This is a genomic window from Lentihominibacter sp. (assembly GCF_046951855.1).
GTDB lineage: Bacteria > Bacillota > Clostridia > Peptostreptococcales > Anaerovoracaceae > Lentihominibacter > Lentihominibacter hominis.
In genome coordinates, this window is record NZ_JBKTXS010000025.1 from 1 (window position 1) to 21,345 (window position 21,345).

The window sequence follows — 21,345 nt, forward strand, 5'->3', positions numbered from 1 at the left end:
ACAGTAGAGGAATCAGGAGAGAAAACAGAAGCCGTAAAACTAAACAAACAGACTCAGGAAGTTTACAAAACACTGCAGGACTATCTGCTGGGACTCGATTTTGAACCTGAAGCCATCAATAAACATGAACTTTATCAGACCAACATAGATATGCTCAGCCAAACCATCAATGCTCTCGAAAAAGGCAATATTCAAGAAGCCTATGACGAATATCTGTGGGCTATAGATTGGGCATGGTACGATATGTACTTTGATCAGGAAACTTGCGATTACCTTGAAAATCAACTGTTTGAAAACAGAAAAGGCACATGGGGAGACGGACTTGTCAAATATCCGCATTGTGATATAGACGATGTGGTCATCAGCCTTGGTGAAAAATATGATGCAGAAAACCCTGATGTTTCATCAGAAATAGAACAGCTCAGAACTCTCAGAGACATTCAGCAGCAATACCTTGATGAAACTTACGAAGAAGAGAAACAAGGACTGCAACAAGCCATAAAACTTATGAACGATTATGCAAAATAACATACAGCACTCCTCCAAAAGGACGGGATTTTCGGATCTCGTTCTTTTATTGTCCTTTTTATAAAAAAGATGCTTACATCCGGAGATATATGATATAATAATTTATTATATGAATATAAATGAAAGGAAAGAAATCATGACGCAGCAAAGTACTATCAGCAGAATGTATTTGGCAAATATCATAGAAGAAAATGAACAGGGGTTTCACAGAGAGTCGCTGTGGTTTGGCAGCATGCCTCAGAATCTGGGCCTTATGATTATAGATGCTATGAAGGACTGGTATGAACCTAACAAAAATGATCTGAATGCCTCTATAATAAAATATCATGAAATGCTTGAAGATAAAGACAACCTCACATTTGATATGATGGAGGGAGAAGGTTTTGATGCCGACGGAATGAAGATTTCGGTTGAGCTGAGCAACGATCTCAACGATATGTTCGGTTTCATAGTCTGCGAGATCTGTAATATATTCGCTAAAAACGGAGAAACTCCCGAAACATTCAAAAGCCTTGCAGAATTCAAGGAACATTTCATAAAAGAATATGACATAGACAAAGAATTTCAGGAAGTCCTTGAAGGAATAAACGAAGCCTCTGTCTCAAAAGCCCTATACTTAATTGATATGAAATACGATTATACCGGCAGACATTTCCGCAGCAGTAAAAATGTCTCCTAAATAATTTATCACGAAAGGAATATTCTTTAATGGAAAAGACTACATTTAAGGAAAAATTAGGATACGGCATCGCTTCTCTGGGCGATGCCATTTCATATGGTTTTGTAGGCACATTTTTTCTTTTCTTTCTTACTACTATTGCTGATATCCCTCCTGCCATAGCAGGAGTCATCGTAGCGATAGGCTCTGTATGGAATGCTGTATTCAATCCTGTCATGGGATATCTTGCCGACAATATCACTACCCGTTTCGGCAGACGAAGACCCGTTATATCAATCTTTTCCATATTCCTTGGCATTATGCTGTTTCTGATGTTTACCGATATAAATATATCTGCGAACTTCAAACCTGTGTATTACGGAATCATGATGGTATTCTTCTGGACCAGTTTCACCGGATTCTTCGTGCCTTACTGTGCACTGGGGACCGATTACGCATCAAGCTATGACGAAAGAACATCTATAAGATCCTTTGCATCCTTTTTCAATATGATCGGAAATGTATTCTGTATGGTGATGCCCACTATCATCGTTGAATTCCTGCAGCAGCATGGATTCAGTGAATCTGGAGCTTGGTCACTGACCGGAGCATTTCTTGGTGTGATTACATCCGTTACTATCATCATCACTGTTATCGTATCAAAAAACAGAGATCTACCTTGTAAAAAAACAGAAAAAAAACCTTCAGGCACCCATAATATCCTCAATATATTCAGAGAATATATTTCTGTAGCACGTCTGCGTCCTATGAAATATCTTATAGCAGCCAGTCTGTTTTCTTTGATTGTATATACGATGCTTATGTCAAACGTTCTGTACTATTTTACTTTTAATCTGAAATTATCGGCAGTTCAGATATCAGCATGCCTTATGATCCGCTCGCTGCTTGGCATAGCATTTATCCCTCTTGTGGGAAAACTATCTGTCATATTCGATAAAAGAATAGCATTAATAGGATGTTATCTGCTTGGTATCACCGGTATGCTCCTTATAAGACTGATCGGTCTTGAAGCTCTGTCAGGAGCTGTTATATATACAATTTTTCTGACTATCTGCACAGCTATATACTGGCAGTTAATGCCTTCTATATTTTATGATATATGCGAATATGACAAGGTCACTACAGGAAAGAAACGAGAAGCTATGATCCTTTCATTTCAGGGTCTTGTTGAAGCTGTTGCTGTAGGTATCGGAGGACAAATCCTTGGCGCCATACTCCAGATGGCAGGTTTTAACGGAAGCGGAACAACTCAGACTATTCAGGCTATGACATGGATAGAAAACTCCGCCACAATACTCCCTATGATTTTTCTGGCTATTTCTTCTGTTGCTCTTTATAAATATCCTCTGAGAAGAGATACGAACCAAATTATAAAATAGCCCGCGGATCCATTAAATTCCGCGGGTCTTACAAATTCTTCATTATAGACTTTTCAAATATTTTATCTCATCATTGGTAAGTTTGCGATAATGACCTTCCATAAGACGACCAAGCTTTATCTGCCCTATTTCAGTGCGCTGTAGCTCCTGCACCTTATTCCCTACAGCGGCAAACATCTTACGAACCTGACGGTTTTTTCCTTCTCGTATCTTTATTTCTACAAGGGCATATCTGGGCATCTGCTTTATTACTTTGACCTTAGCAGAAGATGTCACAAACCCACCTATATCCACACCGCGGCGCAGCCTGCTAATCCTTGCATCAGAAATAACTCCTGCAACTTTAGCTACATATGTCTTATATACCTCGTGTTTAGGATGCGTCAGAGTATATGTCATTTGTCCGTCATTTGTCATTATCAAAAGCCCCGTAGTATTGTAATCAAGGCGTCCTACAGGAAAAAGCCTTTCAGGGATATCCATTACCAAGTCTGCCACAGTCTGCCGGTCCTTGTCATCATCCATAGAAGTTATATACCCTTTAGGCTTATTGACTGCGACATAAACATTCTTATGAGTATGATCTATGATCCTTCCATTGACCTCTACCACATCTCCCTGAGCCACATTCCTTCCAAGTTCTTCGACAATAATTCCGTTTATCTTTACATTGCCGTTTGCGATCAGCTCGTCAGCTTTCCTCCTGCTGCATATTCCTGCATTAGCAATATATTTGTTTATTCTCATCTGATCCTCCGAGTTATTTATCAAAGCAATTTCCATGATATATAATAGTATAATGAATAAAATCTATCAATACAACTAATTCATTATAATATTTGTATATAAACCTTCTCCAAACAAACTTTACCTTTTATCATAATATACTTGTTCACATCAGTACCTTTAAGTATAATATATTTACACATATTACGTTTACAGGAGATAGAACATGAAAAAATATTTTAGTCAATTAAAAATGGAAATAGATTCTCTTACAGTATTTTCAAAACTAAAAGAAGATCCGGCTATATCATGTCTAAGACTGCTTCTTGATACCATCGAGGATAAAGACACTAACACATCAATAGATCTTTACAGCCGTTTTGTATCAGCCCTTTACAAAAATACTGCCAGCCTTACAGATTATATAAAAACATTGGTTCTTCAGGATGACAACTTTTATGTGAAAGGACATGCCGAAAAAAAACATATAGATCATGTCATACGAGATTCTGTAGACCATGAGCTTTCTATTCTTCAAAAAATCGCATCTTTGACATCAGATTCATTTCAGGACATAATCGGATATGAAGGTTTTCTTCCGGAATGGACTACGCGCCCTATAGATATACAATATGATTTTATGGAGAAACTCAGCAATATTTCCGTAACCGGCTATGGCATATATGCCAAGTACTGTTTTTTCAGACTGAAGGAAGGAAATGTAGTTCCTGTTGTCCATCCCGACTATCAGCCTCTGGATCAGCTTTTTGGATATGAAAGAGAACGCAATATTATAATAAAAAATACAAAAGCCCTGATAGATGGAAAAGGCGCCAGCAATATGCTTCTTTACGGAGATGCCGGAACAGGCAAAAGCTCAACTGTAAAAGCCGTTGCGGCAGACCTGTCGCCAAAAGGACTTCGTATTATAGAAGTAAAGAAAAATCAACTTTATCAAATTCCTTGGCTGATGGAGGAGCTTTCTTTAAATCCCCTGAAATTCATACTTTTCATAGACGATCTCAGCTTCACAGGCAACGATGATAATTTTTCAGCTCTGAAAGCCACTCTCGAAGGCAGTATATCAGGCTGTGGAGATAATGTAGTAATTTACGCCACCAGTAACCGCAGACACTTGCTAAAAGAAAATTTCAGAGACAGAATGGGAGATGAACTTCATATTAATGACACTATGCAAGAAACCATGAGTCTTTCAGCACGTTTCGGTCTTGCCGTGACTTTCCAGAAACCTGATAAAGAAGAATATCTTTCTATTGTAAAAGCTCTGGCAGATCAGTATGGCATAGATATGGATAAACAAGAACTTTTCAAAAAAGCAGAAGCCCATGCCATCAGAAAAAATGGCCGAAGTCCAAGAACAGCCAAACAATTTATAGAACTTTTAAAAATAGGACTCTGATAACTCAGAATCCTATTTCTGTCATATCCTCTATCAACATAATAAAGTACCATGTCCTATGCTGCAGCAAATCTGTGATTTCATTTTTTACCAATAAAGATCAGATTAAAAAATGCATATACGCATTAAAATTGTACAAAAATCAGTACAAAGCATAAAAACTGTGCTATAATAACAACGTAGCTAAGGAAAAGAGGGGATAAATATGAATGCTACAAAAAAAATAATAGTAAAAGCTAAAAAAACATTTGCTGATTGTGCTTACCTCATAGATGAGGCTGTAAAACATGGTCAGCTGTAAAAAGAAAATAATAACTTATAAAAGTATTATAAAGATTTTTCGGTAGGTTAACACCTACCGTTTTTTTTACAAAAAACAAAATGATCTTACAGTTTAATAAAAATCTGCCAAAAGCAGAATTTCTGCTGCCCTATAGATGACCTCAGGTATAGAAAAATGATCATATGACAATTTAATCCTGTGTTTCTTTTATCTCCGCGATATCCAAAGCCTGTGACAATAACGTAATTATGACTTCATTTCTTGATAACTCAGTCCTTGCTGTGAATCGATTCAATCTGTCAAGCAATTCTTCCGGAAGACGAACAGATGTTACTTTATATCCGTCTTCACCTTTCTTTTTCGGAACGATTATTTTCTGCATGCTCTCACCTATATTCATAAAAATTTTTAATACCAAAATTATAATTGTAAAAACATGCTGTTTATATACTTAAATTATGATATCATTTTTATATTCATATATACATATATTCTTTATGTTTAAAAAGGTGAAACCTATGCGAAAGATAACACCTGAACAATTCATCAAGCTCATACAAGCAAAAGAAAAAGAACAATTAAAAAAATCTTTTAAAAACAGGCTGAAAATAACAGTAGAAATTTTTCAAGTACACTGGTTTGTCAGAAAATATTATAAACCTTTTTGGATCTTTAAAATACTTTTTTACTGCATTTGCATTTTATTAAAAAAGCCGACCCTTAAATAGCTTATAGTACTCAACAACTCTCACCTCTAACGATAATTCTGAATATATTTAAGTAATGTTATTTTTTCGGAAAGATATCGGAGGTCGGATATGTCAGATTTTAAAAAGTACAAACCGATCTGTCATGGGATAAATAATTCATCTTTATACAGACCGACAAAATGCTGCTGCATGTGTAACACTTTTCCAAAATTAATAGTCGGCCCCACCGGACCACAGGGACCTACCGGTATTCAGGGGCCTACCGGACCTGCCGGGCCTCGCGGAGAGCAAGGCCCTATAGGCGCCACAGGACCTTCAGGGCCTCAGGGAGCAACCGGACCTGTCGGCAATACAGGCATCACAGGGCCTACAGGACCGCAGGGGAAACAGGGTTCTACAGGACCTGCCGGACCTACTGGCAACACAGGACCTCAAGGAGTACAGGGCCCACAGGGAATCCAAGGAGAAAAAGGTATCACAGGAATTCAAGGGCCTGCCGGACCTCAAGGAGAGCAAGGGCCTACAGGCGTCACAGGACCTGCTGGTAATACAGGGGCTACAGGACCTGCTGGCCCGCAAGGAAAACAAGGGCCGACAGGAGCTACAGGACCTGCTGGCAATGCAGGTCCTGTCGGACCCCAAGGAACACAAGGCCCACAGGGAATTCAAGGAGAAAAAGGTGTCACAGGGATGCAAGGGCCTGCCGGACCTCAAGGAGAGCAAGGGCCTACAGGGGCTACTGGACCGACTGGGCCGACAGGAGCCGTAGGCGAACAAGGAGAAAGAGGCCTAACCGGCCCTACTGGTGCAACGCCAAATGAAACATTTGCTTCATTTATCGACTTCCAAGATAGATTCATAGACGGAAACCTATTGACATTACATCCATCAGTAATAGACGTAACCGGAAATATCACAGAATCAGATTTAACTCATATAAACATCAAATCTGGATATTATCTTGTATCATACAATGTCTCTGCAATATTAGTAGATCCATCCTACATGCAGATCACGCCATTTTATAATGGTCTGCCACATCTTGACACAGGTGTATATTTTGCCACAACAGCAGATGGATCTGTCGCCTGTGGATCGTCCCACTTCGTTCTGGCCGCTCCCACAGATACAGTATTTTCGCTCGTCTACAATGGCCCTCTGAACGCTAAAGATGGTACAGTAAACCTGACTTTTCTCAAACTCAGCAGATAACAGTAAAAAGTGTGTACAGCAAAATCATGCTGTACACACTTTTTACTTAAAAGCAAATAATAGCGCACATCAATACCTTATGTTGAATGAAAAAAGATCCTCTGTTATATCAAATTTTTTCTATAGCCTTTATAAGATCATCTTTTCTGTTTATAACTTTACCTTCTATCACTTCCTCCAAAAGATAATCCAACAGCCTTCCTATCTCCGGGCCCTGACATATCCCAAGAGCCATTATATCTGTACCGTCTACCTCAAGATCTTTCAAAGAAAAACATTTATGTTTCTCCAAAATGCCCTTCATCATAGCTTCTATTTTATCAAATCGCCTTTTTAAATCATCTCCCATATTGCCTGTGGCAAAATTATCCGCCCTTTTTATATCAAGAATCTCAAAAAGGATCTCTGGCGAAAACCGTCTCATCCACCTTTTAAGAAGTTTCTCATCTTCTTTAAATATAAGATCATGATACTTGATCAAAAGAATAACTCTCTGAGATAATTTTTTATCAGCTTTAAATCGCTTCATAATGAGTTCTGCCACCTCAGCTCCCTTTGAAGCATGTCCGTAAAAGTGTCCTCTTCCCGTATCATCCAAAGAATACGTCAACGGCTTTCCTATATCATGAAAAAGTGAGGCCATTTTCATATGCAAATTATTTGCATCATTGACTGCTACAGCCTCCATAGCCCTGATACAATGTTCAAGAACATCATACTTGTGATATTCATTATGTTGTTCAAAGCCTTTCATCGCTACAAGTTCCGGAATAATAACTCCCAGAATATCTGCATACCGCCTTACTGTTCTTCCTGCATCTATTCCTGTCAAAAGCTTCTTAAACTCACTGAACAGTCTCTCTGCAGAAAGATTTTTTAGCATATAACTGTTTTCAAAAAGAGAATTCTCTGTCTCTTTCTCTATATCAAATCCCAATACCGATGAAAATCTCAGCGCCCTCATTATCCTCAAAGCATCTTCGCTAAACCTCCTATCAGGAGATCCTACAGTTCTTATTGTTCGGTCTTTGAGGTCATTTTTTCCTCCCAGTGGATCTATTATCTCGCCTTTCAGATCCATAGCCATTGCATTAATAGTAAAGTCTCTTCTTTCCAGATCCTTTATAAGAGATCCCGTAAATTTCACTTTATCAGGATGCCTTCCATCAGAATACCCCTCTTCAGTTCTGTATGTGGTTATCTCAACAGGGATGAATCCGCCCTGATCTGCCGGAAACAAAACTGTAACAGTTCCATGTTTCAATCCTGTATCTATTATATTCATATCGTGAAAAACTTCCTTCACCTGTTCAGGCACAGCATCAGTCGCAACATCTATATCAATTCCCTGCAGCCCGTCATATCCCATATCTGAAAGAATAGAATCCCTGACACATCCGCCCACAAAATAAGCTTCATATCCTGAATCGTTCAAAAGCTCTAAAGCTGCTCGCCCTCCTGTTGTCACAATTGTCTTTTTTCCGCACGCCATCGCCTATTCCTCCCGATGTAAATCTATGATATGATTATAACATACCACTATATCTGCTGTATTCAACATTTAATCATATCTTAATACCAAATTTCTAAAATTTGCTTATATGATAAAATCCTTCCTATTTGCCTTAAACTTTCAGCTATGTTATCATAAACAATAACATTCTGCAAAAGGACGAAATTCAAAATGATAAATACAGAAACAAACTATGAAGAATTATTGAAAAATCATAGACGCAGTCTCCATAAGATACCAGAACTCGACCGAGATCTTCCCCAGACAAAACGATATTTGCTGTCTGTCTTAGAACAGCTTAACTGCAAAATGACGTTTCTGTGCGGATCAGGTATCTGCGCTTATTTTGACAAAGGACGCAAGGAAACATACGGATTCAGGGCCGATATGGATGGCCTGCCTATACAGGAAACTAACAACTGCAGTTACCGATCCGTCCACGAAAATAAAATGCATGCCTGCGGTCATGACGGTCATATGGCCATGGTTCTGACTCTTGGACAATATGTCGATACTCTCGACGAGCTTAAATGCAATGTACTTCTTATCTTTCAGCCAGCTGAGGAAACTCTTGGAGGTGCAAAAGAAATATGTGAAAGCGGAGTTTTGGAAAAATACAATGTTACAAAAATTTTCGGCATACATATGTGGCCATTTATTGAAGCGGGAAAAATAGCCTCAAGGCCAAATGCCCTCATGCCCAAATCAGCAGAAATAAACATAGACATCTACGGCAAAGCCGCTCATGGCACGGCTCCCTATGAAGGAAACGATGCACTTTATATAGGCGCAGATTATCTCAATAAAGTCTACAGAAAGCACTCGCAAATCCCGGGAGCAGTACCGAGATTTCCTGAAGGTATAGGAGATCTTCCAAGAATTCCCGGAAAAGATCCCGAAGACAAAACTATAATCCATATAGGTAAAATGACCAGCGGATATGCAAGAAATATCGTTTCCGATTATACACATCTGCTCGGCACAGTACGAGCTTTCAGCGAAGAAAAATTCCAAATGATTATCAGGCTTCTAAAAGAGACTCTGAAACAGATTTCAAATGAATATAACTGTAAAACAAATTTCTCAAACAGCGATGGTTATCCCCCTGTGATAAATGATCCTGATCTATACAGAGAAATACGGCCGGTTCTTGATTCTCTTCCCAGCGGATATGAAGAATTCTCAGAGCCTCTTGTCATTTCAGAGGATTTCTCATTTTACGGTCATTACGCCCCTGCAGTTTTTTTCCTTCTGGGAACAGGTACTGGTATTTCGCTTCATAGCGTAAATTTTGATTTTGATGAGAAAGTACTCCTTGGCGGGTTCGAACTCTACAGGCGTCTCCTGGCATAAAACAGGAACATTTAAAAGAGAGGGTGATAAAATGTATAAGATCTTTATTGTTGAAGATGATGAAACTATCGCACACTCTATTGCAGACAAACTCAGCAGCTGGGGCTTCGAATCAAATGTCTGCAATAACTTCAGAAACATTCTGACACAGTTTCTTGAAATCGAACCACATCTTGTTCTTATGGATATTTCGCTTCCTTTCTTTAACGGATATCATTGGTGCAGCGAAATAAGAAAAATTTCAAAGGTCCCTATAATGTTCATTTCTTCCGCCGGAGACAAAATGAATATTGTCATGGCCATAAACATGGGTGCTGATGATTTCGTGTCGAAACCCTTCGATATGGATATGCTGCTTGCCAAGATACAGGCTCTTCTCCGCAGAACTTATGATTTTACCACGCAGCAGTCAGGAATATTCCAGCATGATAACATAATACTCAACAGTACTGCCTGTACAGTAACATATCATGATAATAAACTTGAGCTTTCAAAAAATGAAAACAAGATTCTCACAATACTTCTGGAAAACAAAGGTCAAGTAGTATCAAGGGATATCCTGATGAATAAGCTTTGGGAAACAGATTGTTTCATCGATGAAAATACTTTATCCGTAAACGTTACACGCCTGCGAAAATCTCTGGCAGCCATAGGTGTCCACGACCTGATAAAAACCAAGAAAGGTATGGGATATATAATCGAATGAGTAACGAATTTAATGAAGACCAACAAAAATGCGGTTTCTTCGCTGCATATATTCGCAGCAAGAGAAACGCCATCATACTATCAGGCATATTCATCATCATACTATCAGGCATATTTTTTCTCTATAATGTAAATCTTGACGCCATAGTTTTTGCCTCAATAATATGTACAATCACAGTAGCTATATATATCATATTGGACTTTCCAAAATTTCACCAACATCTGAACGCTTTAAAACACGCCACATCCAATATAACACTGACCTTAGGTTCCCTGCCTTCCTCAGAAAATGACACATATAAGGCGTATGAAAATCTTGTACGAATACTCTATGAAAGTCGAAGTGAACTCATCACTGAAAATATCGCCTCAAAACGATATATGGAAGATTATTATGCTATGTGGGTACATCAGATAAAGGTTCCCATATCAGCTATGCACATGCTACTTCATGATCAGCCGAAAAGTTCACCTCTCAACATCCAGCTTTTTAAAATTGAGCAATATGTAGAGATGGCACTTTCTTACGTACGTCTTGAATCAGACAGCAGCGACTATGTGATCAAACGTTACGATCTTGACTCTATTGTAAAATCAGCAGTTCGTAAATATGCGCCTCTTTTTATATCTAAAAAGATCAGCCTTGATATAGCTGATACCAATATCAAAGTAAACACAGATGAAAAATGGCTCAGTTTTGTTATAGAACAAATACTTTCAAACTCTCTCAAATATACACCTGCCGGAAAAATATCTATATTTTATGAAGCACCCAAAACGCTTATCATAAGAGATACAGGCATAGGAATCGCCCCCGAAGATATTCCTCGCATAGGAGAGAAAGGGTTCACAGGATACAACGGCCGTACCAGTCAAAAATCCACCGGACTGGGACTTTATCTATGCAATGAAATTCTCTCACGCCTGTCACATGCCATCACAATACAGTCAGAAGTAGGCGTTGGAACTACAGTTTCCATAGATCTTCAAACACGTGATATGATACTGGAATAACAACCTTACAAAATTGAAAGATTAGACGCTTCCGATGTAAGACAAATACATGGCAGCGTCTTTTTTTCTCTGGTAATCTTAGCATAAGGAAAACATTTAAGGAGGCATAATAAAATGACTGTTTTATTAGAAGTAAAAAACTTACAAAAAGTATATACCACACGTTTTGGAGAAAACAACGTTACAGCTCTGAGCAATGTGAGTCTTTCTGTGGAAAAAGGCGAATACATTGCCATAATGGGTGAATCAGGATCCGGAAAAACAACATTGCTCAACATACTGGCCGCGCTCGATAAGCCTACGAGAGGTAAGGTTCTTTTAAACGGTAAAGATATAACAGCTATAAGTGAAAAGGAGATATCTGCGTTCAGAAGAAATAATCTGGGTTTTGTATTTCAGGATTTCAATTTACTGGACACATTCAATTTAAAAGACAACATATTTCTTCCCCTCGTACTGTCAGGCAAAAAATATAATGAAATGAATAAACGACTTAAGCCATTGGCATCTAAGCTGGGTATCACAGATCTTCTGTACAAATATCCCTACGAAGTATCAGGAGGGCAAAAACAGCGTGCCGCAGTTGCAAGAGCCCTTATAACTTCCCCTCAGCTTATACTGGCTGATGAACCTACAGGAGCTTTGGATTCACGTTCAGCCGACGATCTTCTCAGACTTTTTACAGAAATAAATCGTGAAGGACAGACTATATTAATGGTAACCCACTCCATAAAGGCTGCCAGTCATGCAAGAAGAGTCCTTTTCATAAGTGACGGGACGGTTTTCCACCAGATCTACAGAGGAAATTCAACTACCGAAGAAATGTTCCAGAAAATATCTGACACTCTTACTACAATGGCAACAGGCGGTGATATCAATGACTAGACTTTACCCAAGTATGGCATTTACAAATATAAAGAAAAGTCGAAGAACATATATACCATATATGGTATCATGTATTCTCACCATCTCCATATATTACATCATATGCTCACTGGCAGACAATGAAAATATAGCCCTGTTATGGGGAGGCAATATCATACAGTCTTATATGGGGTTCGGACAAATAATAGTATCCATATTCGCTTTTATATTCCTGTTTTATATAAACAGTTTTCTTCTGAAACGAAGAAGAAGTGAATTCGGACTTTACAATATCCTTGGAATGGAAAAACGCCATATCACTAAAGTCATTATATTTGAAACATTTTATACATATATCACAGTAATGATCCTTGGGATATTGTGCGGAATCCTTCTTGATAAACTTATGTATCTGATTCTGGCAAAAATGTTTGGCGGAGGAATTCCCATAGGCTTCTATATTTCCACATCTGCTATATCAAAAAGTTTCGGCTTATTTGGTATAATCTTTTTATTGATACTGTTCAATTCTATAAGACAGATATATAAAGCCAAACCAGTCGAACTGCTAAAAAGTGAAAGTACAGGTGAACGTGAACCTAAAGTCAAATGGATTCTTGCAGCGTTAGGAGTAGCTTGCCTGGGCTCAGGATATTATATCGCCGTAACAACAGAAAATCCTGTCGCTGCATTTGCTATGTATTTTGTCGCTGTTATTCTTGTAATCGCCGGTACATATTTGCTGTTTACTGCAGGAAGCGTAGCACTGCTCAAGCTTCTGAAAAAAAATAAGGGGTATTATTATAAAACAAAACACTTCATCAGCGTATCATCGATGATGTACAGAATGAAACGAAACGCAGTAGGACTTGCAAACATATGTATCCTTTCTACAATGGTTCTCGTTATGGTATCAGCTACATTATCCATATATCTGGGCCTTGATGACTCTCTCGACAAACGTTATCCGGCTGAGTTTTCCATAAGTTCCATGGCTGACGATCCTCTTAACAATGATGTTTCGGAGCTTCTGGACAAATCACTGTCTAAAGAAGGACTTAAAAAGAAAAATGAAATATCTTATAAGGACCTTTCTGTTTCTGCAGTATATGAGGAAAAAGAAGACAGATTCATCACCGATCCGGATTCATACACCTCATTATCTGCCTTCCAGACTTATGATAAGCTTGCTACTTTGGTGTTTGTCACCCTTGATGACTATAACAGATGTATGAGAACTGATGAAACTATAAACAGCGAAAGTGATGTATTGGTATATTCAAACCGAGCACAACTTGAAACAGATACCATAAATATTTTCAATACCAAATTAAATGTGATAAAAACTCTGGATGATTTTATGGTAAGCGGCAACATGGCTGCAAATATTTCAAATGGATATTTCGTCGTAGTAAAGGATGATACCGTACTTAATGACATCTACAAAAAAAATGTAAAAGCATATGGTGAATACAGTTCTTTCATAAACTATTATTATCTCACAGATATTGCAGGTGATCCTGAAGAAAACAAAACTGCCATTGAAAATGCTTTCAACGATATAAAGACTCAGCTAAATGATTCACAGCAGTCAGGCGATTCTCCATACGCCGGTTTTACCGGAGCCATCGAATGCCGTTCTGTGGAAGGCGAATCATTTGGCAAAGATCTGACAGGATTGTTTTTTATAGGAATCTTCCTCGGACTGCTTTTTATAATGGCGACAGTATTGATCATGTATTATAAACAGCTTACAGAAGGTTATGAGGACAAAAAAAGATTTGAAATACTTCAAAATGTAGGCATGAGTCACCGTGAAGTAAAGAAATCCATTAATTCACAGATCCTAACAGTATTCTTTCTGCCTCTGGTTACAGCAGGAATTCATGTAGCCTTTAACTTCCCTTTCATTTTCAGAGTGCTTACCCTTCTTAACCTGTTTAATATGAAGCTTTTTGCACTTTGTACAATAGGATGTTTTCTGGTATTCACCATATTTTATATAATTGTATATAAAATGACATCCAGACTTTACTACAGAATAGTCAAAAAATAAATATCTTCAACAAATCTTCACCATTCTGTATTTGAAATGAATACACTTTTATGTTAGTCTGTTGCTATGTTAGGTTACGTGAAGATCGACAAAGGCGAATTGAAAGTTCGTGAATATGAAATATATACAGGCTATTACTGCGGAATATGCAAATCTATAGGAAAGCGGTACGGCCAGCTGCCACGGATGGCGCTGAGCTATGATGCCGCTTTTCTTGCCGTAATTCTCGCCTCCCTAAGCAATAAAAGCGATCTTCCCGTACAGGAACACTGTATTGCCCATCCTTTAATAAAGAAAAAAACTATAATAAGAAATGCTGCTGTAGATTACGCAGCAGATGTTATGTTGCTCCTTGCGTGGTACAAACTCATTGATGATGCCAATGATGAAGGCAAACTATATGCGAAAACTACTATCCGGCTTTTGAAAAAAATATATAAAAAACTTCAGGCTCGCTATCCTAAGCTCTGCAGAGAAATGGAAACATATCTGTCCCATTTGGCTTCCCTTGAAAGAGAAAGATGTTCCAGCATAGACATGGCTGCCGAAGCATTTTCAAAAATAATGGAGCTCATCTTTTCCGAAGGTATTGTCACTCTTTACAGTCAGAATCCGTCAGGTTTTGATGATCCCGAAAAATATAATAAAACTTACAGTCTTATGGCAAATATAGGATACCATATGGGAAAATGGATATATATGATAGATGCCGCAGATGATATAGAAGAAAACGCAGATACAGGAGCTTATAATCCTCTGATATACCGCTTCAACTACGATGAAAACTTAGAAACTACAGCTCAGTTCAGAGAAAGAATCGAATCGGATCTGCGCTTCAATCTCTATCATTATCTGGCCATTCTGAGCGATTACATAGATTCACTTGATATAAAAAAGAATAAAGGTATAATAGAGAATGTAATTTACCTGGGACTTAACCGTAAAACAGAAGAAATAATAACGAGAAAAGATAAAGATAAACAAATATAATAAAAAAACCGCTTTATACTGCGGCTGTACATATGAAAGGAGAAATTATATGAACCCTTATGAAATATTGGGAGTTTCCGAAAACGCTTCCGATGAGGAAATCAAAAAAGCTTATAAAGAACTTGTTAAAAAATATCATCCTGATAAATATCAGGACAATCCGCTGTCCGATCTTGCCAAGGAAAAACTCCAAGAAATAAATGAAGCTTATAACATGATAATGAAAGGACACGGAAGCTCAAGCGGCAGTTACAGCTATGGAACACCGGACTATATGTCCGTAAGACGTCATATAGATTCAGGCAACCTGTCCGCTGCTGAAAGCATTCTCAATTCAACAAAAGACAGGAGTGCCGAATGGTTCTTTCTTTCAGGAATGCTCTCCTACAGAAAAGGTTGGTACGATGATGCAATCAATAAACTTAAGACCGCCAACGATCTTGATCCCAGCAATGTGGAATACAGTCAGGCATACGGCCGTATAATCAATATGAACGGCGCATATCAGAATCAGGCGTATGGCAGAGGATACGGAAGAAATGACGATATGTGCTGTCAGGCGCTTCAATGCTACATATGTGCAGATTGCTGCTGCGACTGTATATAGTCCGATAATTTCACCTAAGCGACATGAGGATCAAAAATTGAAAAAAGAGACTGTTAAAAGAAAAAATACATCTGCAATAGCTCTGGGCGGAATATGTCTCGCCCTCACTCTCATATTTATATTCACCGGTTCCATAATCCCGGGCATAGAACTTACACTGTTTGCCATAAGCTCCTTGTTCGTAGCCGTCATGATCATAGAATCAGGAGTAAGTGCCGGAGCCATTTTATACGCCGCGGCTGTAATATTGGGCCTTGTTCTTGTCCCAAACAAACTGGCAATGATTCCCTATGCCTTTTTTTTCGGATACTACGGAATCGTGAAATTTTTTATAGAAAAACTTAAAAACGGGATAATTCAAATAGTCATAAAGGCTGTATTCTTTGCTTTTCTTCTCTGCATCAGCCTCCTTGGCTTCAAAGAACTTCTGCTTGGAAGCATACGGCTTCCTGATTGTCCGACAGTAATATTGATAATTGCCGGAATACTGATAATGCTGGTATATGATTATATCTATACTCTTCTTATCAATTTTTATCTCAAACGAATTAAAAACCGCGGTGCAGACAATATGAAGCTCAGCTGAATCAGCTGAGCCCTTTTTATTCATCTTCTCCTACTTTTATATCTATTCCGTTTACTGCCACACCTTCCCCCACCGGAATAAGTATATACTTACTGCCATCTATAACTTTTGTCGTTATATTGTATGTGTATTCAGGATTGACTGTAATATGGACTTCAGGTGTGATCATTTCAAACTTCCTGCTCTCCATAACATTATTGGGGTTAAGTACATTATCATCTCCAAAGCCCTTCTGACAGGCATCATTAAATAAATTTATCTTTTCTTCGGACACGCCGCTTGTTTTTAAAATATTATCTATATCTTCCACATATATTTCAGGAATCTCAGGATCCTTGCTTTCTTTATGAAGCATCAGCCTTTCCCGTATCTGCCCATGTACTGCCTTGACAATTTCAAGGCTACAGTCGCTTCCCAAAGCATCACACAATGCCTCTCCAAAAACATTCTTCTGAGCACCGGCAGAAAGCGGCACTCTTTCTACATTAAATATAGCCTCGATAAACTCCTCATGTATATATGAAAGATTTCTGCTGTAATATAGCGCATTATAAATATTAGCACTTCTGTCATCAAATGTCGGGAACATAAAACCTATCTCAGGAGAGCCTAAAACATGTCCTGTAGAAGCTCCTCTGAAACTTTTCTCATCAGCATAATATCTCAGTGCTGCTTTAGCATCCTTTACAGGGCAAATACAGCAAATTATGTAATCAAAAACCTCATTTGATCCTTCTTCCCACAGTTCATCATCATTTCCTTTAAAAGGTATATCATAAGAATCTGATGCCAGCAAAATAACATAACTTTCCTCTCCCATGTCCAGAGAATCTATCACTCTCTGATAAAAAACATTTCTCATATTTTCATCCCGCAAATGAGATAACCTGAGCGTCTGAAGAAGTCTATGCTCATCACTGTCTTCTACCTGCTTCGTTGAAAACTCTATATCCAGAAGGTTTTTCCCCAAAGTTCCTGAAAGAGCTTTCTTCAAGAGTTTAAGATACATCTCAGCCTCTTCCTGCTCCATAAGCCCTACTGACATATCTATGTGAGTAACGATCTCTTTAGCCGCATTTACATAACATCCAAAAATATGGCTTATACTGTCCTTTTCAGGTTTAAAACGTTTTCTTATTTCCTGTAATTCCTTTTGATTCATATAACTCCTTCCTATCCGCAAAAGTCATCTGCTCTCCATCACGCAGAAGACATGCCAGCGGTCTGTTTTTTCTTTCTGTTACTCTATTATTCTTTCCCACTTTGCCGCATAAAAGCAGCTCCTGAGGATCATATGGGGACATCCCCTTTCCTCCAACAGTCTTTTCATATGATAACATCCGGAGATAATTCTGTCCTATTCCTATATTCCATAAACATTTTTCATTATATATCATAAACATTGAAAAATCCACCTTCATATATCATACTGTTTCTCCACTTTCATCCCTTTTTCCACAGACAAATGATCAGAACAGCACAGTTTTAACATAAAAAAATCAGGATCCGAGCATAAACAATGCGCCCGGCTCCTGACATAGCTACCTATTCTCCATTTCTTATTCTATCTATAAGACTTTCTTTTCTCATTCTTCTTCCTATAAAGAAAGTTATTGCCATCTGCCCCACTATCAGAAGTACCGCAAGAGCAACCGTTTCCCAGACAGGATAATGATATTCAGTTACACTCATAAAATGTGAATTCTTACCCCAAAGAAATATCAAATATCCAAAAATATTTCCTAAAGTCATAGATGCCAAAAGAGTACCCGCTGTAAATACCATACCTTCTCCCGCTAACATTCTCGTCAGCTGTCTGTCTGATAATCCTATAGCCTGCAGCATACCAAGCTCCTGCTTTCTCGTAATAATGCTTGTAATCATTGTATTTATCAGATTCATGAATCCTATCACAGCTATCATCAGCAAAATTACATACATCGGATACTTGATCATACTGACACTCATATCTCCTATAGATATCTCTTCATCCCTCGAATACAGTTCAAACTTATCCTGAGAATCTATCATTTCTTGAATCTGCGACTTTATATCATCATACTTATCCTTATCTACATCGATGAAAATATCTGTTGTACTGTCGTTTCTCAGTTCTAAGGAATCATATACACCTTCCGGCACCATTAATATTGATGCCCCTCCATCATTTACTGAAGCCTGAACCTTGACATTCAAAGGTATCTTGCGATCTCCATCATATACAGTCAGATTCATATCCTCATTAAGTTTGATATTATAATCATCCCAAAACACATCCGATGTGAACACAGCTCCGTTTTGAGAAACCATTTCATCGTATTTTATTTCTCCTTTTTCCATGTCTTTGCGGTATTCATCAGCCTTCTCTCTTGTAAACTCAGAGATAGTTATCTTCCGCCCTTCCGCAAACATCTCTGAAGGATAATCTGAACTTGCGGGAACTTGGTGAACTTTACGTATATTTTCAACACCATCTATATTTTTTATTTGTTCAAGGAACTGATGAGAAAAAGGATTATTCTTATTTATATTCTCAAGGTTATTCTCCGGATATTGTTCATCATCCAGAGCATAATCCAGTGAAATTCTGAAATCACTTCCCTCCATATTTCGATCTGCGATATCTTCAGTACGCATACTGTTAAGAAGACCTGCAACACTCATAAATAATACACAGCTGAGCGCCATGGTAACCATCGTTACTATCGTACGTTTTTTGTTTCTGGTCAGATTTGCTTTACTTAACCTAAACAGACTTATACTAATATTACCGGTTCGCAGCTTTTTTTCTTTACTGCTTTCCTGATATCTCATAGCCTCTATAGGAGATATTTTAGCTGCCATTCTCATAGGCTTCAAAAGAGAAATATAAACAGTAAGCAGTACCACTGCTGCTACTGCCAAAAGCACCGGAAGAGAAAACATATCAGGCCGCTTAAAATCCATATTAATCAGACTTGTTTCCAAACCTTTTTTCAAAACTACAGGCATGATGAAGTACGGTATGAGATATCCGAGTATCAATCCTATCGGCACAGATAAAACCGATACAAACATTCCCTCCCTGAACAAAAGACGCTTTATGTGTTTCTTGGATGCTCCAAGAGCCTTTAACTTTCCTATTTCCTGAACATCTGTAATAATCCCTACATAGTATATGCTATATATCACCATCCCGGAAAATACCGCTATTACAAAAGCTATAGCCGAAACTATCTTTATCGTTTCCATTCCCGGGTCCGTCACCGTGCTAAGATACTCTTTATTTAGAGAAACATTAATTTCTTTGCAGCCTATATCAGCCGCCACATCATTTATTTTCTGACATATCTCATCATAATTAAGATCATGTTCTCCAAAAACACGTACAGAAGCATTATAAACACGGTCACCCTTAGGCAGTAATTCGTTAACAAGTTCTTCCGAAATATTAGCTCCGTAAGACAAACGTGTTTCACTTATGTTAAGTTTAGATATATCCCGTTCAGAAACCAGTCCGCTTATAGTAAATTCCCTTGTCTGTATAACGCCTTCACCTTGTACTCTGAAATCGATCTTCACTTTACTTCCGATATCAGCCTTTGCTCCAAGCTGGCGAAAAAAAGATGCCGGACCACAGATCTCATTTATCTTCTTTGGATAAGACCCTTCTGTGATCTCTCCTACGCCATATGTTATTCCCTCTTTCACATTTTCCTTATATGTAAGAAATCCATTCATTTTGCCATGCTCTACGGTAGCAAATATTTCGTTGATCTCAAGAGATTCAATATCTGCATGATTCTTAAGTTTATTTACCTGATCCTCCGTAAGCTGGCCAAATGACCCATGCAGATTGCTTGTTTCAGCTGCCTGCATCTTATTGAAGTTCAAAAGACCTATAGCCGATGTCCCCAGTGCCATAAGAAGCGTTGTTGTAAGTATTATAGCTATGGCAGTAAGCACAGTACGGCTTTTGTTATATCTTATTCTGCTCTTGGCAAGTGACGTCATCATTTTATTTCACCACCTTGCCATCTTCGATGATAATAGTTCTATCAGCCATCTGAGCAATATCCTCATCATGTGTTATTACCACAAGGGTCTGACCATATTTTTTCGCTGAAAATTTCAACAGCGCCATTACCTCATCACCTGTTTTACTGTCCAAATTTCCGGTGGGCTCATCTGCCAGAATTATGGATGGTTTTGCAGCTATTGCTCTAGCTATGGCTGTTCTCTGCTGCTGACCACCTGATAAGGTATTAGGCAGATTTCTCGCTTTACCATCAAGACCAAGTGTTTTTAGGATATCCTTCACGAAATCTACATCCACAGCTCTACCGTCAAGACCTATAGGCAAAACAACATTTTCCCATACGTTAAGAGACGGTACGAGATTAAAAGCCTGAAAAATAAACCCTATCTTACGTCTCCGTATTTTTGCCAGAGCATCCTCAGAGAATCCTTCTATATTCTTGCCCGCCAACCACACCTGACCTGATGTGGGCCGATCCAGAGCACCTAGCATATGAAGAAGCGTAGACTTTCCGCTTCCTGACTTACCTACTATTGTCACGAATTCACCTTGCTGTATCTGTATATTTACTTTATCTACAGCCTTTACAAGGTTCTCACCCTCACCGTAGTATTTGCAAAGATCCTTTGTTTCTAATATTATATCCATTATGTCAAACCTCCTCTTTCCTTATATCCCACATTTTATATCATCAGTCTTACG

20 protein-coding genes are annotated in these 21,345 nt (G+C 38.3%); 13 read left to right on the top strand and 7 right to left on the bottom strand.

The features are described 5' to 3' along the window. The 3 genes from ACLR96_RS07425 to ACLR96_RS07435 all read left to right on the top strand — a co-directional run. Window positions 1-528 (top strand): hypothetical protein (locus tag ACLR96_RS07425; RefSeq protein WP_412265528.1); only part of this gene is annotated, 528 nt, incomplete at its 5' end. A gap of 136 nt (window positions 529-664) precedes the next feature. Further along, on the top strand, window positions 665-1,207 hold the full coding sequence (locus tag ACLR96_RS07430; protein ID WP_177269152.1) for a hypothetical protein: 543 nt from the start codon (window positions 665-667) through the stop codon (window positions 1,205-1,207). 29 nt (window positions 1,208-1,236) lie between these two features. Continuing rightward, window positions 1,237-2,586 (top strand): MFS transporter, encoded by a 1,350-nt coding sequence (locus ACLR96_RS07435; RefSeq protein WP_177269150.1) that lies wholly within the window; start codon window positions 1,237-1,239, stop codon window positions 2,584-2,586. Between the two features lie 42 nt (window positions 2,587-2,628). Here ACLR96_RS07435 and ACLR96_RS07440 read toward each other — a convergent pair whose 3' ends face one another. Beyond that, entirely contained in the window at window positions 2,629-3,333 is a 705-nt protein-coding gene (locus tag ACLR96_RS07440; RefSeq protein WP_177269148.1) for a pseudouridine synthase, read from the bottom strand. Window positions 3,334-3,538: 205 nt separating this feature from the next. Between ACLR96_RS07440 and ACLR96_RS07445 the strand changes: the two genes are divergently transcribed. Further along, a complete protein-coding gene (locus ACLR96_RS07445) occupies window positions 3,539-4,732 on the top strand; it encodes a DUF815 domain-containing protein (RefSeq protein ID WP_177269146.1) in 1,194 nt (397 codons plus the stop codon). Window positions 4,733-5,205: 473 nt separating this feature from the next. Here ACLR96_RS07445 and ACLR96_RS07450 read toward each other — a convergent pair whose 3' ends face one another. Beyond that, on the bottom strand, window positions 5,206-5,397 hold the full coding sequence (locus tag ACLR96_RS07450; protein ID WP_177269144.1) for a ribbon-helix-helix protein, CopG family: 192 nt from the start codon (window positions 5,395-5,397) through the stop codon (window positions 5,206-5,208). Window positions 5,398-5,833: 436 nt separating this feature from the next. Here ACLR96_RS07450 and ACLR96_RS07455 point away from each other — a divergent pair, with 436 nt between their 5' ends. Next, window positions 5,834-6,937, top strand: coding sequence for a collagen-like protein (locus ACLR96_RS07455; protein WP_412265530.1), 1,104 nt, complete (start codon window positions 5,834-5,836; stop codon window positions 6,935-6,937). Window positions 6,938-7,046: 109 nt separating this feature from the next. Here ACLR96_RS07455 and ACLR96_RS07460 read toward each other — a convergent pair whose 3' ends face one another. Next, window positions 7,047-8,429, bottom strand: coding sequence for an HD domain-containing protein (locus ACLR96_RS07460; protein WP_177270176.1), 1,383 nt, complete (start codon window positions 8,427-8,429; stop codon window positions 7,047-7,049). Window positions 8,430-8,621: 192 nt separating this feature from the next. Here ACLR96_RS07460 and ACLR96_RS07465 point away from each other — a divergent pair, with 192 nt between their 5' ends. From ACLR96_RS07465 to ACLR96_RS07500, 8 genes are all read left to right on the top strand, one after another. After that, complete coding sequence (locus ACLR96_RS07465; protein WP_177270178.1) at window positions 8,622-9,803, top strand: amidohydrolase; 1,182 nt, start codon at window positions 8,622-8,624, stop codon at window positions 9,801-9,803. A 31-nt stretch (window positions 9,804-9,834) separates the two neighbouring features. Beyond that, window positions 9,835-10,509 (top strand): response regulator, encoded by a 675-nt coding sequence (locus ACLR96_RS07470; protein WP_177270180.1) that lies wholly within the window; start codon window positions 9,835-9,837, stop codon window positions 10,507-10,509. Further along, a complete protein-coding gene (locus ACLR96_RS07475; protein ID WP_177270182.1) occupies window positions 10,506-11,522 on the top strand; it encodes a sensor histidine kinase in 1,017 nt (338 codons plus the stop codon). Before ACLR96_RS07470 ends, ACLR96_RS07475 begins: the two co-directional genes overlap by 4 nt. Window positions 11,523-11,636: 114 nt before the next feature. Continuing rightward, window positions 11,637-12,407, top strand: a complete 771-nt coding sequence (locus ACLR96_RS07480) for an ABC transporter ATP-binding protein (RefSeq protein WP_177270184.1) — start codon at window positions 11,637-11,639, stop codon at window positions 12,405-12,407. Beyond that, window positions 12,400-14,442 (top strand): FtsX-like permease family protein, encoded by a 2,043-nt coding sequence (locus ACLR96_RS07485; RefSeq protein WP_177270186.1) that lies wholly within the window; start codon window positions 12,400-12,402, stop codon window positions 14,440-14,442. Before ACLR96_RS07480 ends, ACLR96_RS07485 begins: the two co-directional genes overlap by 8 nt. 66 nt (window positions 14,443-14,508) lie before the next feature. After that, window positions 14,509-15,432, top strand: a complete 924-nt coding sequence (locus tag ACLR96_RS07490) for a DUF5685 family protein (protein ID WP_177270187.1) — start codon at window positions 14,509-14,511, stop codon at window positions 15,430-15,432. Window positions 15,433-15,481: 49 nt separating this feature from the next. Continuing rightward, window positions 15,482-16,039 (top strand): DnaJ domain-containing protein, encoded by a 558-nt coding sequence (locus ACLR96_RS07495; RefSeq protein ID WP_177270189.1) that lies wholly within the window; start codon window positions 15,482-15,484, stop codon window positions 16,037-16,039. Beyond that, the gene (locus tag ACLR96_RS07500; RefSeq protein WP_177270191.1) at window positions 15,972-16,625 is read left to right on the top strand and encodes a hypothetical protein; all 654 of its coding nucleotides are present in this window, start codon (window positions 15,972-15,974) and stop codon (window positions 16,623-16,625) included. Before ACLR96_RS07495 ends, ACLR96_RS07500 begins: the two co-directional genes overlap by 68 nt. Window positions 16,626-16,641: 16 nt before the next feature. On the opposite strand, the gene ACLR96_RS07505 is transcribed toward ACLR96_RS07500, so the two are convergent. From ACLR96_RS07505 to ACLR96_RS07520, 4 genes are all read right to left on the bottom strand, one after another. Further along, window positions 16,642-17,787 (bottom strand): DUF4317 family protein, encoded by a 1,146-nt coding sequence (locus tag ACLR96_RS07505; RefSeq protein WP_177270193.1) that lies wholly within the window; start codon window positions 17,785-17,787, stop codon window positions 16,642-16,644. After that, the gene (locus ACLR96_RS07510) at window positions 17,747-18,028 is read right to left on the bottom strand and encodes a hypothetical protein (protein ID WP_177270195.1); all 282 of its coding nucleotides are present in this window, start codon (window positions 18,026-18,028) and stop codon (window positions 17,747-17,749) included. Before ACLR96_RS07510 ends, ACLR96_RS07505 begins: the two co-directional genes overlap by 41 nt. Before the next feature lie 142 nt (window positions 18,029-18,170). Continuing rightward, complete coding sequence (locus ACLR96_RS07515; RefSeq protein WP_177270197.1) at window positions 18,171-20,621, bottom strand: FtsX-like permease family protein; 2,451 nt, start codon at window positions 20,619-20,621, stop codon at window positions 18,171-18,173. A gap of 1 nt (window position 20,622) precedes the next feature. After that, on the bottom strand, window positions 20,623-21,291 hold the full coding sequence (locus tag ACLR96_RS07520) for an ABC transporter ATP-binding protein (protein WP_177270199.1): 669 nt from the start codon (window positions 21,289-21,291) through the stop codon (window positions 20,623-20,625). Window positions 21,292-21,345 lie beyond the last annotated feature (54 nt).

Bases quoted from the DNA above. Each gene is read 5' to 3' on its own strand.
- ACLR96_RS07430 (WP_177269152.1), top strand. From the start codon at position 665: ATGACGCAGCAAAGTACTATCAGCAGAATGTATTTGGCAAATATCATA.
- ACLR96_RS07435 (WP_177269150.1), top strand. From the start codon at position 1,237: ATGGAAAAGACTACATTTAAGGAAAAATTAGGATACGGCATCGCTTCT.
- ACLR96_RS07440 (WP_177269148.1), bottom strand. From the start codon at position 3,333: ATGAGAATAAACAAATATATTGCTAATGCAGGAATATGCAGCAGGAGG.
- ACLR96_RS07445 (WP_177269146.1), top strand. From the start codon at position 3,539: ATGAAAAAATATTTTAGTCAATTAAAAATGGAAATAGATTCTCTTACA.
- ACLR96_RS07450 (WP_177269144.1), bottom strand. From the start codon at position 5,397: ATGCAGAAAATAATCGTTCCGAAAAAGAAAGGTGAAGACGGATATAAA.
- ACLR96_RS07455 (WP_412265530.1), top strand. From the start codon at position 5,834: ATGTCAGATTTTAAAAAGTACAAACCGATCTGTCATGGGATAAATAAT.
- ACLR96_RS07460 (WP_177270176.1), bottom strand. From the start codon at position 8,429: ATGGCGTGCGGAAAAAAGACAATTGTGACAACAGGAGGGCGAGCAGCT.
- ACLR96_RS07465 (WP_177270178.1), top strand. From the start codon at position 8,622: ATGATAAATACAGAAACAAACTATGAAGAATTATTGAAAAATCATAGA.
- ACLR96_RS07470 (WP_177270180.1), top strand. From the start codon at position 9,835: ATGTATAAGATCTTTATTGTTGAAGATGATGAAACTATCGCACACTCT.
- ACLR96_RS07475 (WP_177270182.1), top strand. From the start codon at position 10,506: ATGAGTAACGAATTTAATGAAGACCAACAAAAATGCGGTTTCTTCGCT.
- ACLR96_RS07480 (WP_177270184.1), top strand. From the start codon at position 11,637: ATGACTGTTTTATTAGAAGTAAAAAACTTACAAAAAGTATATACCACA.
- ACLR96_RS07485 (WP_177270186.1), top strand. From the start codon at position 12,400: ATGACTAGACTTTACCCAAGTATGGCATTTACAAATATAAAGAAAAGT.
- ACLR96_RS07490 (WP_177270187.1), top strand. From the start codon at position 14,509: ATGTTAGGTTACGTGAAGATCGACAAAGGCGAATTGAAAGTTCGTGAA.
- ACLR96_RS07495 (WP_177270189.1), top strand. From the start codon at position 15,482: ATGAACCCTTATGAAATATTGGGAGTTTCCGAAAACGCTTCCGATGAG.
- ACLR96_RS07500 (WP_177270191.1), top strand. From the start codon at position 15,972: ATGACGATATGTGCTGTCAGGCGCTTCAATGCTACATATGTGCAGATT.
- ACLR96_RS07505 (WP_177270193.1), bottom strand. From the start codon at position 17,787: ATGAATCAAAAGGAATTACAGGAAATAAGAAAACGTTTTAAACCTGAA.
- ACLR96_RS07510 (WP_177270195.1), bottom strand. From the start codon at position 18,028: ATGTTTATGATATATAATGAAAAATGTTTATGGAATATAGGAATAGGA.
- ACLR96_RS07515 (WP_177270197.1), bottom strand. From the start codon at position 20,621: ATGATGACGTCACTTGCCAAGAGCAGAATAAGATATAACAAAAGCCGT.
- ACLR96_RS07520 (WP_177270199.1), bottom strand. From the start codon at position 21,291: ATGGATATAATATTAGAAACAAAGGATCTTTGCAAATACTACGGTGAG.